The following is a 20,214-nucleotide window of genomic DNA, read 5'->3' on the forward strand; positions in this document are numbered from 1 at the left end:
CGGGACGCACCGGGCACGCCGCCGGTCTCCGGCCCGGTCCGGTCGGTCAGGGCGCGAACGCCGCCGATCCGGATGCGGGCACGAGCTCGACCCACGTCGAACCCGGCGCGAGGCGGATCGGCGTCCCGTCGTCGGCCCGCAGCGTGAACGGCCGGTCCGCGGCGGCCTTCGACCAGGTGCCGTGCGCGGTGCGCCCGTGGCTCGACAACCACGCCTCGCCCGTGCCCACCGCGACGGTGCGCGGCACCTCCCCGTAGGTGTCGTCGATCGCGACGCGCAGCGTGACCACGTTGGTCGCACGCACCCGCTCCCCCGACGCCTCCAGGTCGGGCGCGCCCTCCTGCGATCTGAGCCACGCGGAGGTCGCGGCATCCCACTCCCAGGCCCGCGCGCCCCCCTCCGAGAACGCGAGGTCGATGCGCGCCGTCGGCGTCGCGGCGAACTGCGGCGCATCGAGCGGATCGGCCGTGCCGTAGGCGAACTGCGGGGGCGGCGGCGGCAGGGCGGCGTTGCGCCGCATCGCCTCGGCCGCGTCGAGGATGACGTCGTGGGGCGACGGCCGCTCGTCGGCCCGATGGAAGAGCCCGGTGTCGTCGAAGTCGAAGACGAGGTTCACGACGGGCGCCGCCTGCATCATGTCGACGAACACCTGCTGGCCGCCCGAGTACGCGATCATGCCGCCGAACGGGGTGACGAGGTCGGGATCCATCGGCCGCACCGACCGCACGGGCCCGATCTCCGCCGGCACGACGGAGTGCCAGACGACGAGGTAGCGCGTGAGTCCGCCCTCGACGAGCTCCTCGAACACGATGTCGGCGGCGTTCAGCCCGATCTGGGGGCGCGCGTCGAAGTGGTTGTCGATCTTCGCGGCGAGCGACGGATGCGCCGTGGCTCCCGCCGGGGTCAGCGTGCCGCGGAGCGGGTCGACGGCGGGCTGCGGGGGCCGCGGCGACGGGCTGGGGGACGGACGCGCAGCCGCGGTCGTCGGCGGAGCCGTGGGCGACGTCGCCGTGCCTCCGCAGCCCGCGACCGCGAGCGCGAGCGCCGACACCGCAGCGACGATCGCCGCGACCATGAGCCGCGGACGCCCCACGGCCGGCCCCGCCATGGCGTCAGGGTATCTTCGTGGATCCCCGCGGCGCCGGACCTTCGGCCCCCCAGCTCGGGGGCCGCGCGCGCCCCTGCGCCGCGCTGCGGCATCCGTGCACCATCGCGGACGCGGTGGACTCCCGCGGGCGCGTGAAACGCGCCGCCGGCGAACCGTACGGCGCGTTCACGACGGGTCAGGCGGGGCGGACCGCCTCGGCCTGGGGGCCCTTGGCACCCGTGCCGACCTCGAAGACGACCTGCTGGCCCTCTTCGAGGACCTTGTAGCCCGCCATGTCGATCGCGGAGTAGTGGACGAAGACGTCCTGGCCCCCGCCGTCGACGGTGATGAATCCGTATCCCTTTTCAGCGTTGAACCACTTGACGGTTCCCTGCGCCATACGTTGCTCCCATGTTGCTGTGATTCGAGTCAGCACGTGCCGTTCGCCTGTACCGGGCCGTCTTCGTGCTGACGACGGTGCCGCGGGGGGCACCGGTTGTTCACACGGGATCGAGCGACCATTCCCAGATAACAACGACCCGAGATTGCGGCACAAGGGTCTGGACGCAACGAATGGTCGCAGAATGGCAACGATTCGGTCGCGATCAGCCGCCGACGGCCGCCGCGTAGTCCGATCCGAGCACGACGACGAGCTGCATCCCCTCGGCGCCGAAGTCCTCCGAGAGCCGCACGTCGGCCTCGGGCAGCAGTTGCGCGACGCCGCGCGCGGCGCCCTCGAGGTCGGCGCTCGCGTAGTAGACCACGGTCTCGGTGATGTCGTTCGCGTCGGCGTTGGAGGTCGTGCCCACCGGAACCCCGCCTGCGGCGAGCGTCTCCCCCGCCTTCGCGGCCAGCCCGGTGGTGTCGGTGCCGTTGAGCACGGCGACCGGGATGTCGGGGGCGATCGTGGGCGCGGCCGTGACGACCGGGGTGGGGGTCGCGGTGGGCTCCGGCGGCGCGAGGAAGTTCAGGCGCTCGTTCAGCACGGTCACGCCGAAGATGCCGGCGGCGGCGAGCACGACCGTGGCGAGCGCGGCCCAGCCGAACGCGATCCAGCGGGCACCGCGACGGGCGGGGGCACGGTGCGCGCCGACCCGCTCGATCCCGTGCGGGATGGAGTCGAAGCGGTCGCGGGGGAACTTCTGCGCCATGGGTCCAGTCTGGGTCGGGGCCGTGATCAGTCGATGCGCCGGCCGGGCTGAAGCGTTCGGCGGGCCCGCGCAGCCACCCGTGCGTCGCGCAGGCGCTGGAGCCGCTTGACGAGCATGGGATCGTGGCGCAGTGCCGCGGGTGAGTCGACGAGGTCGCCGAGGATGCGATAGTACCGGGCCGCGCTGAGGCCGAACTCCTCGCGGATCGCCTCGGCCTTGCGTCCGGGCTGCTGCCACGCGCGCGCCTCGAAGGCGAGGATGCGCAGCGCGCGCTCGTCGAGTCCCCCGCTCGCCGCGCCGTCGCCCGGGTCGTGGTCCGGTTCGGGCACCCGTGCCGCACCCATCCGCACCTCCCGTCCCGACGGGCCGGGTCGGCTCGCCTGCAGGCCATCCTAGAGAGCGGATGCCGCGCGCGACGCGCGCCACGACGTGCGGGGACGCGGAACAGCGCGCGGCGGCGCCGCGTTGCATCCGTGTGCAGGAAGACCTGCGACCATGGTGGCTGCCCATCGTGGCCGACGACGGAAGGAACGCACATGGCGTATCGCGTGAACAAGAGCGACGAGGAGTGGCGCGCGGAGCTCGACCCCGAGCAGTACTCCGTGCTGCGCGAGGCCGCGACCGAGCGCCCCTGGACGGGCGAGCTCCTCGACGAGGAGCGTGCGGGCGTCTACACGTGCGCCGCGTGCGGGGCCGAGCTGTTCCAGAGCGGCACCAAGTTCGACTCGGGCTGCGGCTGGCCGAGCTTCTACGAGTCGGTGCGCCCGGAGGCCGTCGAGCTCATCGAGGACACCTCGCTCGGCATGGTGCGCACCGAGGTGCGCTGCGCGGCGTGCGGCTCGCACCTGGGGCACGTCTTCCCCGACGGGTTCGGCACCCCCACGGGCGACCGCTACTGCATGAATTCGATCGCACTCGACTTCACGGCCGAGTCCTGAGCGTGGCGGCGGCATCCGCCCGTGAGGCCGCGCTCGCGCGGCGGTCGTGGCCGAAGGTGACGGATGCCGCGCCCGGCGACGCCGAACTCGTGTCGCTGCTCGACGCGGCGTCCCGCGTCGCCGACCACGCATCGCTCGCGCCGTGGCGCGTCATCGCGATCCGCGGCGACGCACGGGCCCGGGTCGGACGCGCGATCGCCGACGCCGCGGGCGCCGAGGGCGACGCCGCCGAGAAGCTCGCGGCGAAGCCGCTGCGGGCGCCGCTGCTGCTCGCCCTCGTGGCGGTCGTGCGCGAGCACCCGAAGGTCCCCGCGTGGGAGCAGGAGGCGGTCGCCGCGGGCGTCGGACACCAGCTGTCGCTGCTGCTCGACGACGCCGGGTGGGGCGTGATGTGGCGCACGGGACCGTACACGCGACACCCGCTCGTCGCCGCCGCCCACGGCCTCGCCGACGACGAGCGCCTGCTCGGCTGGCTCTACGTGGGTGGCCGCCCCGAGGGCGCGCGACCCGAGCGGCGGACCGGATCGCCCGCGGCGGGCCGCTTCAGCTCGCTCGGCTGACCTGCAGAGCCGGCTGCGGGACTCGAACCCGCAACCACCGCTTTACAAGAGCGGTGCGCTACCAATTGCGCCAAGCCGGCGAGGGATGCCTCGACGACATCCTAGCGAGCACGACGACGGCCCGGCATTCCCGCCGGGCCGTCGTGGTCGTGGTGCGCTCGCGCCCGTCAGCCCGCTGCCGGAGTAGGCGTCGGGGTGGGCGTCGCGGTGGACTCGGAGTAGGCCTCGCCCGCCGCCTGCAGCACGAACGACTGGAACTCGGCCGGGTCCTCGAGGGAGCCGACGTACTGCTTGCCGTTGACGAGCACGGTCGGGGTGCCCGTGACCGAGGCGAGGTCGGAGTTCGGGATCGGCTCGGTCAGGGCCCGGTTGGTGGACTCCTGCACCCACGCCTTGAACCGCGTCTCCTCGATGCACGCGTTCACGCTCTTGCTCGCGCCCGCCTGGCCGGCGAAGTCCTTGAGCTCGTCGTTCGTGAGACCGGCCGAGAGCTCCTCGGGCTGGTTGGCGAACAGCAGCGAGTTGAAGTCGAAGAACGAGTCGGGCGAGTACTCGGCCACGCAGGCGGCCGCGTTCGCGGCGCGCAGCGAGTACTGGGTGCCGGCCGACTTGTTCGTCAGGATCGCGATGGGGTGGATCTCGAGCGTCGCCGCGCCCTGCTCGACCATGGTGCGCATGGCGTCGGAGTTCGTGGTCTCGAACTGGCCGCAGAACGGGCACAGGTAGTCCAGGTAGATGACGATGTTGGCCACGGTGCCGCTGTCGTCCTGCTCGGTCGGGGTGGGGTCGCCGCCGGCCGGGATCGCCGGCGTCTCGACCGCCGTGATGCCGCTGTCGCCGGCGACGAGCAGGATCCCGTCGCTGGCCATGTTCTTCGGACCCGGGCCGGCGGGCTTGATGCTGTTGAAGATCAATCCGCCGATCAGGGCCGCGATCGCGACGATCGCGACGATCACGCCGACCTGGATGAGGACCTTGTTGCGCCGTTCCCGCTTCTTCTGCTCCTCGCGGAGGACTCGTGCCTTCTCGCGGGCCGCCTCACGTCGCTCGTTGCGGGTGGGGCGTGGCTGGGTCGGTCCGCCATTGCTCATTGGATGGTCACTCCGGGTCGCTGTGTGGGCGCGCGCCATCACAGGCGCGCGCTTGACGATAGTAGGAGCGATGTCTGGGAATCGCCCAAACGGACGCCGGACGGCGGCCGAGCGCCTGCTCGGCGGCCGATATCACAGACATGCCCCGCCCGTGTAATACTGAGGGAGCGTCGACGTCGACGCAAACCATCCATTCACTACGGATCGTCCGGCACGTACCTGCCGGTGAAGGAGAAGAAGAACCATGGCGTCAGTCACGTTCGACAAGGCCACCCGCCTGTACCCGGGAGGCACCCGTCCCGCGGTCGACCAGCTCGACCTCGACATCGCAGACGGGGAGTTCCTCGTCCTGGTCGGCCCCTCCGGTTGCGGCAAGTCCACCTCGCTCCGCATGCTCGCGGGCCTCGAAGAGGTCAACGACGGCAACATCTTCATCGGCGACCGCAACGTCACGGACGTGCCGCCGAAGGACCGCGACATCGCGATGGTCTTCCAGAACTACGCGCTGTACCCCCACATGACGGTCGCCGAGAACATGGGCTTCGCGCTCAAGATCGCCGGCGTCGGCAAGGACGAGCGCGCGGCCCGCGTCCTCGAGGCGGCCAAGCTCCTCGACCTCGAGCCGTACCTCAACCGCAAGCCGAAGGCCCTCTCCGGCGGCCAGCGCCAGCGCGTCGCCATGGGCCGCGCCATCGTGCGCCAGCCGCAGGTGTTCCTCATGGACGAGCCGCTGTCGAACCTCGACGCCAAGCTCCGCGTGCAGACCCGCACCCAGATCGCGTCGCTCCAGCGCCGCCTCGGCGTCACCACGGTCTACGTCACCCACGACCAGACCGAGGCGCTCACCATGGGCGACCGCATCGCCGTGCTGAAGGACGGCGTCCTGCAGCAGGTCGGCACCCCGCGCGACCTCTACGAGAAGCCGCAGAACGTGTTCGTCGCCGGCTTCATCGGCTCGCCCGCCATGAACCTGTTCCACGCCGACCTGGTCGACGACGGCATCAAGTTCGGCAGCGCCACCGTCCCGGTCGACCGCGAGACCCTCGCGGAGTCCTCCGGCAAGGTCGCCACCATCGGCGTGCGCCCCGAGGACATCATCGTGTCCCCGACGCAGGGCGAGGGCCTCGAGGTGGTCGTCGACCTCGTCGAGGAGCTCGGCGCCGACGGCTACCTCTACGGCCACTCCACCATCGAAGGCAAGCGCACCGACATCGTCGCGCGCGTCGACGGCCGCTCGCACCCGTTCGCGGGCGACACCGTCTACCTCACGGCCGTGCCGAACCACGTGCACGTCTTCGACGCCGAGTCGGGCCTCCGCCTCAGCAAGAAGCCCGTCACCGCGTAGGCAGCGCGCTCCCACGACGGATGCCGGTCGGACCTCGGTCCGGCCGGCATCCGCGTTTCCCGGGCACGTTTCCGGCTACGCTGAACCCTGATGAGCGGCTCACTGACGATCACCTCGGCCATGGCCGACCCTGCCCTGCTCGACCTCCCGTGGGATCTCCCACTCGAGTCCTGGCCGAGCGAGAACATCGCGTCGCTGCCCAAGGGCATCTCGCGCCACCTCGTGCGGTTCGCGCACCTGTCGGGGCACGTCGTCGCCATCAAGGAGACGACCGCCGACATGGCCAAGGGCGAGTACGAGATGCTGCGCAGCCTGCAGCGGCTCGAGATCCCGTGCGTCGAGCCCGTCGCCGTGATCACGAACCGCAGCGATGCCGACGGCGAGGCGCTCAAGCCGGTGCTCGTCACCCGGCACCTGCGGTTCTCGCTCCCGTACCGGGCGCTCTTCTCGCAGACCCTGCGGCCCGACACCGCGACGCGCCTCGTCGACGCGCTCGCCGTACTGCTCGTGCGCCTGCACATCGTCGGCTTCTTCTGGGGCGACGTGTCGCTGTCGAACACGCTTTTCCGTCGCGACGCGGGAGCCTTCGCGGCCTACCTCGTCGACGCGGAGACCGGCAAGCTCTACGAGGGCGGACTCTCGAACGGCCAGCGCGAGAACGACCTCGAGATCGCGCGGGTCAACATCGCGGGCGAGCTGCTCGACCTCGAGGCCGGCGGCCGCGTCGCCGATGAGCTCGACCCGGTCAACATCTCGAACGGCATCGTCGACGCCTACCGCAGCCTCTGGCAGGAGCTGACGGGCTCCGAGTCGTTCGGCCTCGCCGAGCGCTGGCGCATCAACGAGCGCGTCAACCGGCTCAACGACCTCGGCTTCGACATCGAGGAGCTCGCGATCAGGACCGACGAGACGGGCACCACGCTGCGCATCCAGCCGAAGGTGGTCGACGCGGGACACCACCAGCGCCGGCTCCTGCGACTCACGGGCCTCGACGCGGGCGAGAACCAGGCCCGGCGGCTGCTCAACGACCTCGACTCCTACCGCGCGGCCTACGGCAAGGCCGACCTCGACGAGGAGATGGTCGCGCACGAGTGGCTCATGCGCGTGTTCGAACCGGTCGTCCGGGCGGTCCCCGCCGACCTGCGCGGCAAGCTCGAACCGGCCGAGGTGTTCCACCAGCTGCTCGAGCACCGCTGGTTCCTCGCGCAGCAGCAGGCACGCGACATCCCCCTCGCCGAGGCCCTCACCAGCTACATCAACGACGTGCTGCGGCACCGCCGTGACGAGGCGACCGTCATCGGGCCGCCGACCGACGCGATCACCACGGCGCTCGACGTCGTGGCGCCCGAGACGTCCGCGGTCGCGGTCGTCGACCCCGACGACGAGGGCGACTGGCGCCTGAAGGTCTGAGGACGACCACCGAGTTCGACTCCGCCGGCGGGAGCCGCGCGGCACCCGTCGGTCGAACCGTGAGGTCAGCGCGCGGCGGCCTCCGCGCGCAGCTTCGCGATCTCGTAGAGGGTGACGGATGCCGCGATGCCGGCGTTGAGCGACTCGGTCGCCGCCGTGATCGGGATCGAGACGATCGCGTCGCACGTCTCGGTGACGAGGCGGGACAGGCCCTTGCCCTCACTGCCGACGACGATCACGATCGGGCGCTCGGCGAAGTCGAGGCCCGGCAGCGAGACGTCGCCGCCGCCGTCGAGGCCGAGCACGAAGACGCCGCGTTCCTTGAGCGCCTTGAGCGTCTGCGTGAGGTTCGGCGCCATGGCGACGGGCACGCGCGCCGCGGCGCCCGCCGACGTGCGCCACGCGGCCGCCGTCACGCCGACCGAGCGGCGCTGCGGCACGATGACGCCCTGGCCGCCGAACGCGGCGGTGGAGCGGATGATGGCGCCGAGGTTGCGCGGGTCGGTGATGCCGTCGAGCGCCACGAGGAGCGGCGTCTCGTCGCCGGCGAGCAGCTCGTCGAGGAGCTCGATGGGGTGCGCGTACTCGTACGCCGGCACCTTGAGCGCGATGCCCTGGTGCACGCCGCCCTCGCCGGCGAGCCGGTCGAGCTCGGGCCGCATGACCTCGAGGATCGGGATGCCGCGGTTGGTGGCGATCTTCATCGCCTCCTTCACGCGATCGTCCATCTCGATGCGCGCGGCGATGTACAGGGTGGTCGCGGGGATGCGGGTCCGCAGCGCCTCGATGACCGAGTTGCGGCCCGTCACGATCTCGGACTCGTCGCCGGCCTTCGACCTCCGCGCCGCGCCCGAGGCCCCGCGCGGGGCACCGGCGCGCGACTGACCCGCCACCTTGCCCCGGGTTCCCGTGGCGGACTGGCGCTCGGCCGCGGCCTTGCGCTTGTGGGCGGCGTGGTACGGCCGATCCTCGGCCTTGGGAGTGGGTCCCTTGCCCTCGAGCGCCTTGCGGCTGTGGCCGCCGGTGCCGACCTTCTGGCCCTTGCCCTTCTTGCGCACGGCTCCTGCGCGAGGCTTTCCGCTGCTGCCCTTCATGACGTGAGGCTCCAATGCGTTCCGGTCTGGCTGTCTTCGATGGTGATGCCCGCGCTTGCGAGCTCCGCACGGATGCGGTCGGCCGAGGCCCAGTCCTTCGCGTCGCGTGCGGCGCTCCGGTCCTCGATGAGGCGTGAGACGAGTGCGTCGAGGGCGGATGCCGCGGGCCCGGCGTCGGTGGCCCAGTGCGGGTCGCGCGGGTCGATGCCGAGCACGCGCAGCATTGCGACCACCTGCCCGTGGAGGGCTGCCGCGTCGGGCAGGTCCTCGGAGTCGAGGGCCTGGTTGCCGGCGCGGACGGTGTCGTGCAGCACCGCGAGCGCCTGCGGCACGGAGAGGTCGTCGTCCATCGCCTCGGCGAACGCCGCGGGCAGCGCGACGTCGCCCGTGCCGGCGAATCGGGTGCCGGCGAGCCGGCGCTCCACGCGGTCGAGGAACGTGCGGATGCGGTCGACGGTGGCCTCGGCTTCGAGCAGCGACTCGGGCGAGTAGTCGAGCGTCGACCGGTAGTGCGCGGCGCCGAGCAGGTACCGCACGGCGAGCGGCGACGCGAGGGCGGTGAGCTCGTGCGCGTAGACGGAGTTGCCGAGCGACTTCGACATCTTCTGCCCGCCGATGTTCACGAGGCCGTTGTGCACCCAGTGTCGCGCGAACGCCTGCCCGGCGGCAGTGGACTGCGCGAGCTCGTTCTCGTGGTGCGGGAACCGCAGGTCGAGCCCGCCGCCGTGCAGGTCGAACTCGGTGCCGAGGTAGCGGGCGGCCATGGCCGAGCACTCGATGTGCCACCCGGGTCGGCCGGGCCCCCACGGCGAGTCCCACCCGGCCGAGACGGGCTCGGTGGCCTTGCGCCCCTTCCAGAGCGCGAAGTCGCGCGGGTCGCGCTTGCCGCGCGGATCGGAGTCCGCCGCGGCCTCCATGTGGTCGCGCGACTGGCGGGTCAGCTCGCCGTAGGCCGGCCAGCTCGCCGTGTCGAAGTACACGTCGCCGGAGCCGTCGGGCGCCGCATAGGCGTGGCCACCCTCGATGAGCTGCGCGATGAGCTGCTGCATCTGGGTGACGCTCGCCGTGGCGCGCGGCTCGTAGGTGGGCGGCAGGATGCCGAGCGAGTTGTACGCGGCGGTGAACTCGAGCTCGACGCGGTACGCGAGCGCCCACCACTGCTCGGGATTGCCCTCGTCGATCGCCGCCTGCAGGATCTTGTCGTCGATGTCGGTGACGTTGCGCACGAACGTGACCTCGAGCCCGCGCGCCGTGAACCAGCGGCGCATGATGTCGTAGACGAGGGCACTGCGCAGGTGCCCGATGTGCGGGCTCGACTGCACGGTGGGTCCGCAGACGTACATGCCGACGCGACCCTCGGTGAGGGGCACGAAGTCACGCAACGCCTGGGCCTTCGAGTCGTAGAGTCGCACGGTCACCCCGTAAGCCTACCGGCGGCGCTCCGGCGGGCCATCGTGTCGCGTGCCGCCCCGCACGGCGCGGAGGCCCGCGGGCGGCGAGCCGTCAGGCGGGGAGGACGAGCGCGGTGGCGATCGCCGCGACGCCCTCGCCCCGCCCGGTGAAGCCGAGCGCGTCGGTGGTGGTCGCCGACACGCTCACCGGGGCGCCGAGGATGCCCGACAGGAACTCCTCCGCCTCCGCGCGGCGGGGCGCGAGCTTGGGCCGGTTGCCCACGACCTGCACCGAGACGTTGCCGACGCGGAAACCGGCGTCGGCGAGCCGCACGACCGTCTCGGCGAGGAAGACCTCGCCGTGCGCGCCGGCGAGGCGCGGGTCGGCGGTGCCGAACATGCCCCCGATGTCGCCGAGGCCCGCGGCGGCGAGCAGGGCGTCGCAGATCGCGTGCGCCGCGGCATCCCCGTCGCTGTGGCCCGACAGGCCGCGCTCGCCGGGCCAGTGCAGGCCGGCGAGCCAGAGCGGGGTCTCGGGATCGTCGGCGAACGCGTGCACGTCGACCCCCGTGCCGATGCGCGGCAGGGCGGCGGATGCCACGGCACCGACGCCCGCGGGCGCTGCGGCCGACACCGTGGCCGCCGAAGCCCGCGAGGCCGCGCCCGGCCGGCCGGCCTCACGACCGGCCACGAGCTGCTCGGCGCGATGCAGGTCGGACGGCAGCGTGACCTTGAACGCCCGCGCGTCGCCGGGGACCACGTCGACCGCCATTCCCGTGGAGGCGACGAGCGCCGCGTCGTCGGTGTGCTCGCCGTGGGCGCGGGAGTAGGCCCACTCGAGCCCGGCGCGCGGGAAGCCCTGCGGGGTCTGCATCGCGGCGAGCTCGGCGCGATCGACGGTCTCGACGATGCGCCCCGACGCGTCCACCCGCTTGATGGTGTCGACCACGGGCAGCCCGGGCACGACGCCGTGACCACGCGCCCGCACGGCGGCCGCCACCTCGTCGAACACGATCGGCGGCGTCAGCGGACGCGCCGCGTCGTGGACGAGCACGATGGCGACCTCGTGCGGCAGCACGGCGAGCCCGCGCGAGACGGACTCCTGACGGGTCGCCCCGCCGGCCACGACGTCGAACGGCGCGGATGCCGCGGCGGCGACGGGCGCGTAGCGCTCCCGTGCCTCGTCGACGCGGTCGGAGGGCACCACGAGCACCACGTGCGGCGTCTCGCGCATGCCGAGCACGGCATCGAGGGCGACGCCGAGGATCGTGTCGCCACCGAGCGGCACGAACGCCTTCGGCTCGGAGTGGCCGAGGCGGGTGCCGCTGCCTGCGGCGACGACGATGACTGCGGTGGTCGCGGAGTTCACAGTGCGAGCGTACCGGGGTCTCGGAACGAGGCCCCGGTACGACGTGACGGAGGATCGCCTAGGAGGCGAGCACCTCGTCGAGCACGGTCGAAGCCTGCTCCTCGTCGGTCTTCTCTGCGAGCGCGAGCTCGGAGATGAGGATCTGGCGTGCCTTCGCAAGCATGCGCTTCTCCCCTGCGGAGAGCCCGCGGTCCTGGTCGCGACGCCAGAGGTCGCGGACGACCTCGGAAACCTTGATCACATCGCCGGAGGCGAGCTTCTCGAGGTTCGCCTTGTAACGGCGGGACCAGTTCGTGGGCTCCTCGGTGAACGGTGCCCGAAGCACCTCGAACACCTTGTCGAGCCCCTCCTTGCCGATGACGTCGCGCACGCCGACCAGGTCGACGTTCTCAGCGGGAACCTCGATGACGAGGTCGCCCTGCGTGACGTTCAGCTTGAGGTAGAGCTTCTCTTCGCCCCTGATGGTGCGTTTCTTGACTTCAACGATCGTTGCGGCCCCGTGGTGCGGATAAACGACGGTCTCGCCAACCTCAAAAAGCATGAATCGGTGTCCTTTCGGCAACTTTCAGGATATCACACCGGGATCGTGCTAGGGTTCCGCCTCCCCTCCCGGAGCGGCGGACTGCCGTAGGCTACACTCGGACTCGATCCCTACGCGCGCGAGGCCATGAGGCTGCGCGCTCGCTCGTCATTGGAGGTTCTGTGAAGGCGCGTCTCGCGGCATCCGCTGCCCTGGCTCTCGGCATCGCCATCGGCGGCAGCGGTTGCGCCATGATCACCTATCAGGCCACCACCGAGAAGTACGACGCGAGCGACGGGGTCTCCGCCGACGTCGGCACCCTCGACATCCGCAACATCCTCGTCGTGAGCGAAGACGGCCGCGACGGCAACCTCGTCATGACGGTCGTGAACACGGGCGAAGACGACGTCACGCTCGAGGTGCAGGCCGTCGACGGCAACGCGTCGGCCGAGCTCGACATCGACGCCGGTGAGACCATTTCCCTCGGCACCGACCAGGAGGACCCGCTGCTGCTCGAGGGCATCGATGCCGAGGTCGGCAGCCTCGTCCCCCTGTACTTCCAGTACGACACCGAAGAGGGTGCAGAGGTCAAGGTCCCCGTGCTCGACGGGCGCCTGCCCGAGTACCAGGACCTGGTGCCGTAGACCGGGCACAGCCCCCGCGAACCACCGAGGCGGATGCCGCAGGCCCTGGGCCGCGGCATCCGCCTCGTCGTGTGCGCTACGCCTCGAAGCGGTAGCCGAGCCCGCGCACGGTCACGAGCTGCACCGGCTCGGACGGCTGCACCTCGATCTTCGACCGGATGCGCTTGATGTGCACGTCGAGCGTCTTGGTGTCGCCGAAGTAGTCCGAACCCCACACCCGGTCGATGAGCTGGCCGCGCGTGAGCACGCGCCCGGCGTTGCGCATGAGCAGCTCGAGCAGCTCGAATTCCTTGAGCGGCATGGGCACCGACCGGCCGTCGACCTCGACCGTGTGCCGGTCGACGTCCATGCGCACGCGGCCGCCCTCGATGATCGACTCGTCGAAGTCGACGGCCTCCGTGCGGCGGCGCAGCACCGCCCTGATGCGGGCGAGGAGCTCGCGCGTGGAGTACGGCTTGGTGACGTAGTCGTCGGCGCCGAGCTCGAGGCCCACGACGATGTCGATCTCCGAGTCCTTCGCCGTGAGCATGATGATCGGCACGTTCGAGCGGTTGCGCAGCTCGCGGCACACCTCAGTGCCCGGCAGCCCCGGCAGCATGAGGTCGAGGAGCACGAGGTCGGCTCCCGCCCGGTCGAAGGCCGCGATCGCCGACGGGCCGTCGGCGGCCACCTCGACGTCGTAGCCCTCCCGCTCGAGCAGGAAGCTGAGCGGGTCGCTGAGGGCGATCTCGTCCTCGACGAGCAGGATGCGGGTCACGTTCGGTCTCCTCGGGTGGACGCGGCGCGGGCCTTGGCGCGCGAGCGGGGTCGCCGGCCGGAGTCCCCGGTCGGCTTGGTGGATCCGGTGCCGGCCCCGGTGAGGCGGGCGGGCGAGGCGGCGCCGGACGCGGACCCGCCGCCGGTCGCGGCATCCGCCCCGCCTGCGCCGCCGGTGCCGTCGTCGGCGACGGGCGGCTCGGCGAGCGGGAGCCGGATCATGAAGGTGGAGCCCTTGCCCGGCTGCGACCACACCCGCACCTCGCCGCCGTGGTTCTGCACCGTGTGCTTCACGATGCTGAGGCCGAGGCCGGAGCCGCCCGTGTTGCGCGAGCGGGCCTGGTCGACGCGGTAGAAGCGCTCGAACACGCGCTCGAGGTCCTCCTCGGCGATGCCGATGCCCTGGTCGGTCACGGCGATCTCCACGGAGTCGCCGCGCACGACGACGCCGACCCCCACGCGGCCGCCCTCGGCGGAGTAGGCCACCGCGTTCGACACGAGGTTGTGCACCGCGACGCCGAGCAGCGCCGGGTCGCCGTAGACCTGCGCCCGCGACTTCGCCCGGAGGGCGACCTCGATGCCCTTCGCGGCGGCGACGACGCGGTTCTGGTCGACGGCGGTCGCGACGACGCGGTCGACGTCGACGAGCTCGTCGCGCCGCAGGGCGTCGCGCGCCTGCAGCCGGGAGAGCTCGATCACCTCGCTCGTGATGTGCGCGAGCCGCGCCGACTCGACCGTGAGCCGGTCGGCGAAGCGGCGCACGCGGTCGGGCTCGTCGGCGGCCTGGTCGATCGCCTCGGCGAGCAGGCTCACGGACGCGATGGGCGTCTTGAGCTCGTGGCTGATGTTGGCGATGAAGTCGCGGCGCACCTCGTCGAGGCGGTTCGCCTCGGTGCGGTCCTCGGCGAGCAGCAGCACGAAGCGCGTGCCGAGGCGGGCCACCTGCACCGCGAGCTGCATGGTCGCGGTCGAATACGGCCCGCGGGCCACGGTGAGCTCCGCCGAGACCGGCTCGCCCGTGCGGCGAACGGATGCCACGAGCTCGAGGAGCTCGGGGTGGGCGAGCATCTGGTTCCGCACGAGGCCCATGGCGAGGGCGCCGGGCGAGGCGCGCAGCACGTTGTTCGACGGATCGAGCACGATGCCCGCGGCATCCAGCACCGCGAGCACCTGGTCGACCCCGTCGGGGATCGTGGGGGCCACGACCTTCGCCGCGCTCTGGCCACGTCGCTCGGCGATGTGCAGCACGATCATGAAGCCCACGCCGAGCAGGATGCCGAAGGCCAGCGCGGCGAGCACCGACCAGGTGGAGTCCATGGCACCACACTAACGACCGCGAACCACGCGAGGGCGCCGCGTCCCGCCCGGGACGGCGGTACGTTAGGGAGTGTTCAGGATCTCGGCACCTGCCGTTCACCTGACGGCGGGAGGATGTCCCGGAGCCGGATCGAACCGGTATGCCTGCGCGCTCGGCGCAGGCCGGAGAGACGAAGGATTTCATTCATGCGTGAGGTGTTCCAGCAGGAACTGCGCGAGGTGCAGGAGCGGCTCGTCGAGATCGCCGACCTCGTCGCGGTCTCGATCGACAAGGCGACGCGCGCGTTCAACGAGTCGAACGTGAGCCTCGCCGAGGAGGTCATCGCCGACGACGACCTCATCGACCAGCGCGCGCTCGCGCTCGACGAGCTCGCCATCACGATCCTCGCGCGCCAGCAGCCGGTCGCCCGCGACCTGCGCATCGTCGTGAGCGCGCTGCGCATCAGCGCGTCGCTCGAGCGAATGGGCGACATGTCGACCCACATCTCGCAGCTCGCGCGCTACCGGTTCCCCGACAAGGTCGTGCCGAAGTCGCTGCGTCCCACGTTCGCCGAGATGGGCCGCCTCGACGTCGAGATCGCGCGCAAGCTCACCGAGCTGCTGCGCACCGAAGACGTGGAGCTCGCCGAGGAGATCCGCAACGAGGACGACAAGATCGACGCCCTGCACCTCTCGGTGTTCGACAAGGTGCTCGGCGAGACCTGGAAGGGCGAGACCGTCGACACGGTCGACGCGACCCTGGCCAGCCGCTACCACGAGCGCTTCGCCGACCACGCGGTCTCGATCGCCAAGAAGGTGCAGTACCTCGCCACGGGCGACTGGGTCCCCGAGACGGTCTGACCTCGCGCCCGGGCGGGCGGAGACAGGGGAACGGCCGGCGGATGCGACATCCGCCGACCGTTCTCGCGTGCGCGGGTTGCGGCTACTTCTTGCCCTGCGCCGCGACCGCGGCCGCACCGGCAGCAGCCGCCTCGGGGTCGAGGTACTCGCCCGGCTTGGTGGGCATGAAGTCCTCGTCGAGCTCGTAGACGAGCGGGATGCCCGTGGGGATGTTGAGCTCCGCGATGTCCTCGTCGGAGATGCCGTCGAGGTGCTTCACGAGTGCCCGCAGCGAGTTGCCGTGCGCCGTGACGAGCACGGTCTTGCCGGCCTGCAGGTCGGGGATGATGTCGGACTGCCAGTAGGGCAGCATGCGCGCGATGACGTCCTTCAGGCACTCGGTGCGCGGCAGCTCGTCGTCGGCGAGGCCGGCGTAGCGCGGGTCGCCGACCTGCGACCACTGGTCGTCGTCGGCGAGCACGGGCGGGGGCACGTCGAACGAGCGGCGCCAGAGCATGAACTGCTCCGGGCCGTACTTCTCGAGCGTCTCGGCCTTGTCGAGACCCTGCAGGGCGCCGTAGTGGCGCTCGTTGAGCCGCCAGGAACGGCGCACGTCGACCCAGAGGCGATCGGCCTCCTCGAGGGCGATGTTCGCGGTCTGGATGGCACGGGTGAGCACGGAGGTGTGCAGCACCTCGGGCAGGACGCCCTTCTCGACGAGCAGCTCGCCGGCGCGCTTCGCCTCGGCACGGCCGAGGTCGCTGAGCCGCACGTCGACCCAGCCGGTGAACAGGTTCTTCTGGTTCCAATCGCTCTGGCCGTGGCGCAGCAGCACGAGGGTGTGTGGCATGCGTCCCAGCCTAGCGGCGCGGCATCCGCTCGCCATCGGCGCGACCTCGCATGACGGATGCCGCGGCCGCGCCGGGCTGCTGGGAGACTGGGTGCCATGCCGGTCGGATCCATCACGCGCGGGACGACGAACACGAACCGCCTGCGCCGCGTCGATCGCTGGATCGCGGCGCAGCCGGCGCTGCTGCGGGCGGGCGACCCGCTCGTCGTCGACCTGGGGTACGGCGCGAGCGGGGTGACCGCGTTCGAGCTCGCCGCGCGGCTGCGGCGGGCGCGCCACGACGTGGAGGTGCTCGGACTCGAGATCGACCCGGGGCGGGTGCGCACCGCGTCGGACCAGCTCGCGCAGGTGCGTCGCGGTGAGACGCCGTTCCCCGCCGACCTGCGCGTGGGCTTCGGGCTCGGGGGGTTCGAGGTGCCCGTGCCGAGCGGGCGCCGGCCCGCGGTCATCCGCGCGTTCAACGTGCTGCGGCAGTACGACGAGTCGGCGGTCGCCGCGGCGTGGGAACGCATGACCTCGCGGCTCGCGCCGGGCGGGCTCCTCGTGGAGGGCACGTGCGACGAGCTCGGGCGCGTCGCGAGCTGGGTGGGCACCGCGGCATCCGGACCCGAGACGTTCACGATCAGCCTGCGGCTTCGCGGGCTCGAGGCGCCCTCGATCGTGGCGGAGCGCCTGCCCAAGGCGCTCATCCACCGCAACGTTCCCGGCGAGCGGGTGCACGCACTGCTCGCGGCGCTCGACCGCGCCTGGCGCACGCATGCGCCGCTCTCGGTGTACGGGCCGTCGCAGCGCTGGATCGCAGTGGCGCGAACGCTGCGCGACGACGGCTGGCCGGTGCTCGGCACTGCCCGCCGCTGGCGGCTCGGCGAGCTCACGGTCGCATGGGCATCGGTCGCGCCGAGGTGACCGGAGACTCGCCGTGCCGACCGCGGCGGGCCCCCTGATCGGGGCTCGCGTCGCTCAGTCTCCGGGAAGCAGCGCCCGCGCCGCGCCGAGGCCCATGCCCGTGGCGGTGAGGAGGTCGACGAGGTACGGCCGGAGGGAGCCGTAGGTGCGACGGTCGCCCGGCGGCGCGTCGGGAAGCACGCGCCCGGGCTCGAGGTGGCGCGCGATCTCGGCGAACGCCTGGCGCGCGACGGGCTGCTGGGACACGTCGCGCAGGGACTCCTCGAGCACCTGCACCGCGACGGCCGTTCGCGCCAGCGCGTCGGCGATCTCGGGGCGCGGCACGCCGTCGCGCAGGACCCACTCGATGCGGCGCGCGACGATCCGGAGGTTGCGGGTGGCGAGGTCGATGCCCGCGAGCATGACGCGCTGGCGCTCGAGGTCGAACCGCGACCGCCGCACGATGGGCGAGACCCGGGCGATCGCGAGGCCCGAGTCCACGCTCGCGGTCCACGCCTCGACGCGGGGCTGGGTCGCGCGCACGCGCGACAGGGCCCGCCCCGCGGCGTCCGTGCTCCCGGCCCGCAGCGCCTCCGACAGCTCGAGGAGCACGGCGACGTGCTCGCCGAGCAGCCGCCGCCCCTCGCGCATGGCCGCCCGGCGCGGGTCGCGCGGGATGATCGCCGTCGCCAGCAGCGCGAAGGCGCCGCCCACGAGCGCGTCGACCGAGCGCACGAACGGTCCGCCCTCGGGAGCGGGCATGAGCATGACGAGGGTGCACTGCACTGCGGCGGCGAGGGCGAAGGCCGCGTTCCCCGAGAGGAACCGCGCCACCGCGAGGGTCGCGACGAGCGCGATCGCGTACTGCAGCGCGCCCGTGCCGAACGCGAGCAGCAGCACCTCGGCGAGGGTGATGCCGAGCGTCATCGCGACGACCGTCTCGAGCACGCGCACGGGGCGCGCGTCGCGAACGAACCCGAGCGCGTTGATCGCCACGATCGCGGCGATGAGGGGATACCTGTGGCCCAGCACGAAGTACGAGAACGAGTAGGCGGCGACCGCGGTCACCGTGATCTGCAGGATCGCCGGCAGCGAGTCCCGCAGCCGGGAGGCGCCCTCGGACAGGCGCGCCGCGAGCGCGTCGGGTGCACTCACGGACGCACGCCGAGGCGCGGCAACCGCGGCACCTCGACCGCCGCGCCCGCATCGGCCGGCACGATCTCGACCTGCGCCGCGGCCACGTCGATGCCGTGGCTCTCGACGATGAGCTCGATCGTGGCCGGCACCGCGCGCTTCACCACGGCGAGCGCGATCGGCCCGAGCTCGTGGTGCATGGCCGCGGAGGTGATGCGGCCGACGACGCGGCGCTCGGTTGCCTCGCCGGGGGCGGGCTCGGGGCGCACCTTCTCGCCCACGACCGGGTCGCCCGCGACGGGCAGCACGGTGTCGCTGCCGTCGAGGTGCAGCATCACGAGCCGCCGCGGGGGGCGGCCGAGGTTCATGACCTTCGCGACCGTCTCCTGCCCGCGGTAGCAGCCCTTGTGCAGGTCGACGGCGCTGCGCAGCCAGTCGAGCTCGTGCGGGAGGGTCTTGTCGTCGACCTCGGTGGCGAAGCGGGGACGCCACGCCGCGATGCGGAGTGCCTCGAGCGCGAGCACGCCCGCGACCTCGGCGCGGCCGGAGCGCACGGCATCCGCCAGCTCGGAGAGCCACGCACGCGGCACGACGAGCTCGGTCCAGTTCCACGCGGATGCCGGATGCTGCGGGTCGCGTGCGTACTGGTAGCCGCGGGGCGACGCGGCACTCCACGGGTCGTGCCACACGATCGCGTCGGCGGCGTGCGGCGCGGGAAGCGCCGACGGATCGGCCATGACGCCCACGACGGCGACCTCGGCGGTGACGTCGGCGACCTCGACACGGAGCATGAAGCGCATGCGGTCGAGCCAGGCCGCGAGCGGCGCGGCCTCGTCGCGCTCGACCACGAGCCAGGTGCGCCCGCCGTCGTCGACGAAGTGCACGGCGTGCTCGACGTGGCCCGAGGCGTCGAGGAAGAGCGCCTCGGCGCCCTCACCCGGCGCGAGCCGGTCGAGCGCCTGGCTCGCCATGGAGTTGAGCCAAGTGAGCCGGTCGGGGCCGGTCACGGTGAGGACGCCCCGATGCGAGAGGTCGACGAAGGCCCGCCCCTGCTCGAGGCGGCGCTGCTCGACCATCGGGTTGCCGTAGTGCGCGGCGACACCGGCGTCGAGGCCCTCGCCGACGACGGCGCCGGGAAGTGCGAGGAGCGGGGAGCCGGTCATCAGTCCACCTTCGCGAGTCGGCCCGACGCGTGGGTGCGCAGGTCCTGTCCGAGTGCGGCGATGTCCCACGCCCAGAGCAGGTGGCCCTCGACGAGCCCGTAGAGGCGCGTGGCCGCCGCGTAGTCCTTGGCGCCGGCCGTGCGCATCACGGCGTCGGTGCCGAGGTCGATGCGCGGGCCCTTCACCTGGCCGAGGTAGAGCTCGCTCACGCCGCCCGGATGCACGATCGACACCTCGATGTCGAAGCCGCCCGCGTCGTTGCGCAGCGTCTCGACCGACTCGGCGTCGGGATACGGCGGCCGGCCGACGGCGGGCATGAGGGCCGGACCGGGGTCGCCCTCGCCGAGCGGCCGCGAGAGGCGCCAGTATCCCGTCTCGGTCGCGAGCGGGGTGGGGTCGCCGTCGGGCTCGTCGGGGAAGAGCCAGGTGTACGACGTGTAGTTGAGGTGCGGCAGGCCGTCGTGGCTGAAGCTCACGCGCTGCCCGAACTCGTGGGTGACGGACTCGTCGCCCACCTTGTAGTCGAGGACGCCGGAACCCTCCCACACCCCGATGAGCCAGGAGAGCGGCACGAGCTCGGCGGGAACGCCGACCGGCAGCTCGATCACGATCTAGCGCTGCCCCCGGAACAGCTTGTAGACCACGACACCGCTGATCCAGGCGATCGCGAGGCTCGCAAGACCGAGCAGG

22 protein-coding genes and 1 tRNA gene are annotated in these 20,214 nt (G+C 72.2%); 7 read left to right on the forward strand and 16 right to left on the reverse strand.

Features of this window, described 5'->3' with window-relative positions:
• Window positions 1-46: 46 nt before the first annotated feature.
• The 4 genes from EDM22_RS10815 to EDM22_RS10830 form a co-directional block, all read right to left on the reverse strand.
• Window positions 47-1,108 carry a DUF3048 domain-containing protein gene (locus tag EDM22_RS10815; protein ID WP_122937064.1) on the reverse strand — a complete coding sequence of 354 codons (1,062 nt, stop codon included), beginning with the start codon at window positions 1,106-1,108 and terminating at the stop codon, window positions 47-49.
• A 175-nt stretch (window positions 1,109-1,283) separates the two neighbouring features.
• A complete protein-coding gene (locus tag EDM22_RS10820) occupies window positions 1,284-1,487 on the reverse strand; it encodes a cold-shock protein (protein ID WP_122937065.1) in 204 nt (67 codons plus the stop codon).
• Window positions 1,488-1,692: 205 nt separating this feature from the next.
• Window positions 1,693-2,238, reverse strand: a complete 546-nt coding sequence (locus tag EDM22_RS10825; protein ID WP_122937066.1) for a LytR C-terminal domain-containing protein — start codon at window positions 2,236-2,238, stop codon at window positions 1,693-1,695.
• A gap of 26 nt (window positions 2,239-2,264) precedes the next feature.
• A complete protein-coding gene (locus tag EDM22_RS10830) occupies window positions 2,265-2,582 on the reverse strand; it encodes a DUF3263 domain-containing protein (RefSeq protein ID WP_122937067.1) in 318 nt (105 codons plus the stop codon).
• A gap of 192 nt (window positions 2,583-2,774) precedes the next feature.
• Between EDM22_RS10830 and msrB the strand changes: the two genes are divergently transcribed.
• Window positions 2,775-3,176 carry a peptide-methionine (R)-S-oxide reductase MsrB gene (gene msrB / locus EDM22_RS10835; RefSeq protein ID WP_122937068.1) on the forward strand — a complete coding sequence of 134 codons (402 nt, stop codon included), beginning with the start codon at window positions 2,775-2,777 and terminating at the stop codon, window positions 3,174-3,176.
• A gap of 2 nt (window positions 3,177-3,178) precedes the next feature.
• The gene (locus tag EDM22_RS10840) at window positions 3,179-3,736 is read left to right on the forward strand and encodes a nitroreductase family protein (RefSeq protein ID WP_245989328.1); all 558 of its coding nucleotides are present in this window, start codon (window positions 3,179-3,181) and stop codon (window positions 3,734-3,736) included.
• 7 nt (window positions 3,737-3,743) lie between these two features.
• Here EDM22_RS10840 and EDM22_RS10845 read toward each other — a convergent pair.
• Together EDM22_RS10845 and EDM22_RS10850 are read right to left on the reverse strand one after the other, a co-directional pair.
• A tRNA-Thr gene (locus tag EDM22_RS10845) sits at window positions 3,744-3,816 on the reverse strand.
• 87 nt (window positions 3,817-3,903) lie between these two features.
• A complete protein-coding gene (locus tag EDM22_RS10850) occupies window positions 3,904-4,827 on the reverse strand; it encodes a DsbA family protein (RefSeq protein WP_122937069.1) in 924 nt (307 codons plus the stop codon).
• A 244-nt stretch (window positions 4,828-5,071) separates the two neighbouring features.
• Here EDM22_RS10850 and EDM22_RS10855 point away from each other — a divergent pair, with 244 nt between their 5' ends.
• The gene (locus tag EDM22_RS10855) at window positions 5,072-6,172 is read left to right on the forward strand and encodes an ABC transporter ATP-binding protein (protein ID WP_122937070.1); all 1,101 of its coding nucleotides are present in this window, start codon (window positions 5,072-5,074) and stop codon (window positions 6,170-6,172) included.
• A gap of 90 nt (window positions 6,173-6,262) precedes the next feature.
• On the forward strand, window positions 6,263-7,582 hold the full coding sequence (locus EDM22_RS10860; RefSeq protein WP_122937071.1) for a DUF4032 domain-containing protein: 1,320 nt from the start codon (window positions 6,263-6,265) through the stop codon (window positions 7,580-7,582).
• Window positions 7,583-7,647: 65 nt separating this feature from the next.
• On the opposite strand, the gene rlmB is transcribed toward EDM22_RS10860, so the two are convergent.
• From rlmB to EDM22_RS10880, 4 genes are all read right to left on the reverse strand, one after another.
• Window positions 7,648-8,676 (reverse strand): 23S rRNA (guanosine(2251)-2'-O)-methyltransferase RlmB, encoded by a 1,029-nt coding sequence (rlmB, locus tag EDM22_RS10865; protein ID WP_122937072.1) that lies wholly within the window; start codon window positions 8,674-8,676, stop codon window positions 7,648-7,650.
• Window positions 8,673-10,094, reverse strand: a complete 1,422-nt coding sequence (gene cysS / locus EDM22_RS10870; protein WP_122937073.1) for a cysteine--tRNA ligase — start codon at window positions 10,092-10,094, stop codon at window positions 8,673-8,675. Before cysS ends, rlmB begins: the two co-directional genes overlap by 4 nt.
• A gap of 85 nt (window positions 10,095-10,179) precedes the next feature.
• Window positions 10,180-11,436 (reverse strand): 2-C-methyl-D-erythritol 4-phosphate cytidylyltransferase, encoded by a 1,257-nt coding sequence (ispD, locus tag EDM22_RS10875; protein WP_122937074.1) that lies wholly within the window; start codon window positions 11,434-11,436, stop codon window positions 10,180-10,182.
• A 58-nt stretch (window positions 11,437-11,494) separates the two neighbouring features.
• Window positions 11,495-11,977, reverse strand: coding sequence for a CarD family transcriptional regulator (locus tag EDM22_RS10880; protein WP_122937075.1), 483 nt, complete (start codon window positions 11,975-11,977; stop codon window positions 11,495-11,497).
• A gap of 161 nt (window positions 11,978-12,138) precedes the next feature.
• Between EDM22_RS10880 and EDM22_RS10885 the strand changes: the two genes are divergently transcribed.
• Complete coding sequence (locus tag EDM22_RS10885; protein ID WP_122937076.1) at window positions 12,139-12,600, forward strand: hypothetical protein; 462 nt, start codon at window positions 12,139-12,141, stop codon at window positions 12,598-12,600.
• A 76-nt stretch (window positions 12,601-12,676) separates the two neighbouring features.
• On the opposite strand, the gene EDM22_RS10890 is transcribed toward EDM22_RS10885, so the two are convergent.
• Together EDM22_RS10890 and EDM22_RS10895 are read right to left on the reverse strand one after the other, a co-directional pair.
• On the reverse strand, window positions 12,677-13,357 hold the full coding sequence (locus EDM22_RS10890; RefSeq protein ID WP_122937077.1) for a response regulator transcription factor: 681 nt from the start codon (window positions 13,355-13,357) through the stop codon (window positions 12,677-12,679).
• Window positions 13,354-14,673, reverse strand: coding sequence for a sensor histidine kinase (locus EDM22_RS10895; RefSeq protein ID WP_122937078.1), 1,320 nt, complete (start codon window positions 14,671-14,673; stop codon window positions 13,354-13,356). The genes EDM22_RS10890 and EDM22_RS10895 overlap by 4 nt, the downstream gene beginning before the upstream one ends.
• A 186-nt stretch (window positions 14,674-14,859) precedes the next feature.
• On the opposite strand from EDM22_RS10895, the gene phoU reads away from it, so the two are divergent.
• Window positions 14,860-15,513, forward strand: a complete 654-nt coding sequence (phoU, locus tag EDM22_RS10900; protein WP_122937079.1) for a phosphate signaling complex protein PhoU — start codon at window positions 14,860-14,862, stop codon at window positions 15,511-15,513.
• 82 nt (window positions 15,514-15,595) lie between these two features.
• On the opposite strand, the gene EDM22_RS10905 is transcribed toward phoU, so the two are convergent.
• Window positions 15,596-16,342: a phosphoglyceromutase gene (locus EDM22_RS10905; RefSeq protein WP_122937080.1), complete on the reverse strand. Its 747-nt coding sequence runs from the start codon at window positions 16,340-16,342 to the stop codon at window positions 15,596-15,598.
• Window positions 16,343-16,438: 96 nt separating this feature from the next.
• Here EDM22_RS10905 and EDM22_RS10910 point away from each other — a divergent pair, with 96 nt between their 5' ends.
• Window positions 16,439-17,248: a class I SAM-dependent methyltransferase gene (locus EDM22_RS10910; RefSeq protein WP_376917886.1), complete on the forward strand. Its 810-nt coding sequence runs from the start codon at window positions 16,439-16,441 to the stop codon at window positions 17,246-17,248.
• 54 nt (window positions 17,249-17,302) lie between these two features.
• On the opposite strand, the gene EDM22_RS10915 is transcribed toward EDM22_RS10910, so the two are convergent.
• From EDM22_RS10915 to EDM22_RS10925, 3 genes are read right to left on the reverse strand one after another with little or no spacing between them, the layout of a single operon-like run.
• Entirely contained in the window at window positions 17,303-18,382 is a 1,080-nt protein-coding gene (locus EDM22_RS10915; RefSeq protein ID WP_122937081.1) for an FUSC family protein, read from the reverse strand.
• The gene (ygfZ, locus tag EDM22_RS10920; protein ID WP_122937082.1) at window positions 18,379-19,524 is read right to left on the reverse strand and encodes a CAF17-like 4Fe-4S cluster assembly/insertion protein YgfZ; all 1,146 of its coding nucleotides are present in this window, start codon (window positions 19,522-19,524) and stop codon (window positions 18,379-18,381) included. Before ygfZ ends, EDM22_RS10915 begins: the two co-directional genes overlap by 4 nt.
• Window positions 19,524-20,132 carry a nitrobindin family protein gene (locus EDM22_RS10925; protein WP_122937083.1) on the reverse strand — a complete coding sequence of 203 codons (609 nt, stop codon included), beginning with the start codon at window positions 20,130-20,132 and terminating at the stop codon, window positions 19,524-19,526. The genes ygfZ and EDM22_RS10925 overlap by 1 nt, the downstream gene beginning before the upstream one ends.
• Window positions 20,133-20,214: the final 82 nt, after the last annotated feature.

Source organism: Agromyces tardus (assembly GCF_003710805.1).
In the GTDB taxonomy this organism is placed as follows: domain Bacteria; phylum Actinomycetota; class Actinomycetes; order Actinomycetales; family Microbacteriaceae; genus Agromyces; species Agromyces tardus.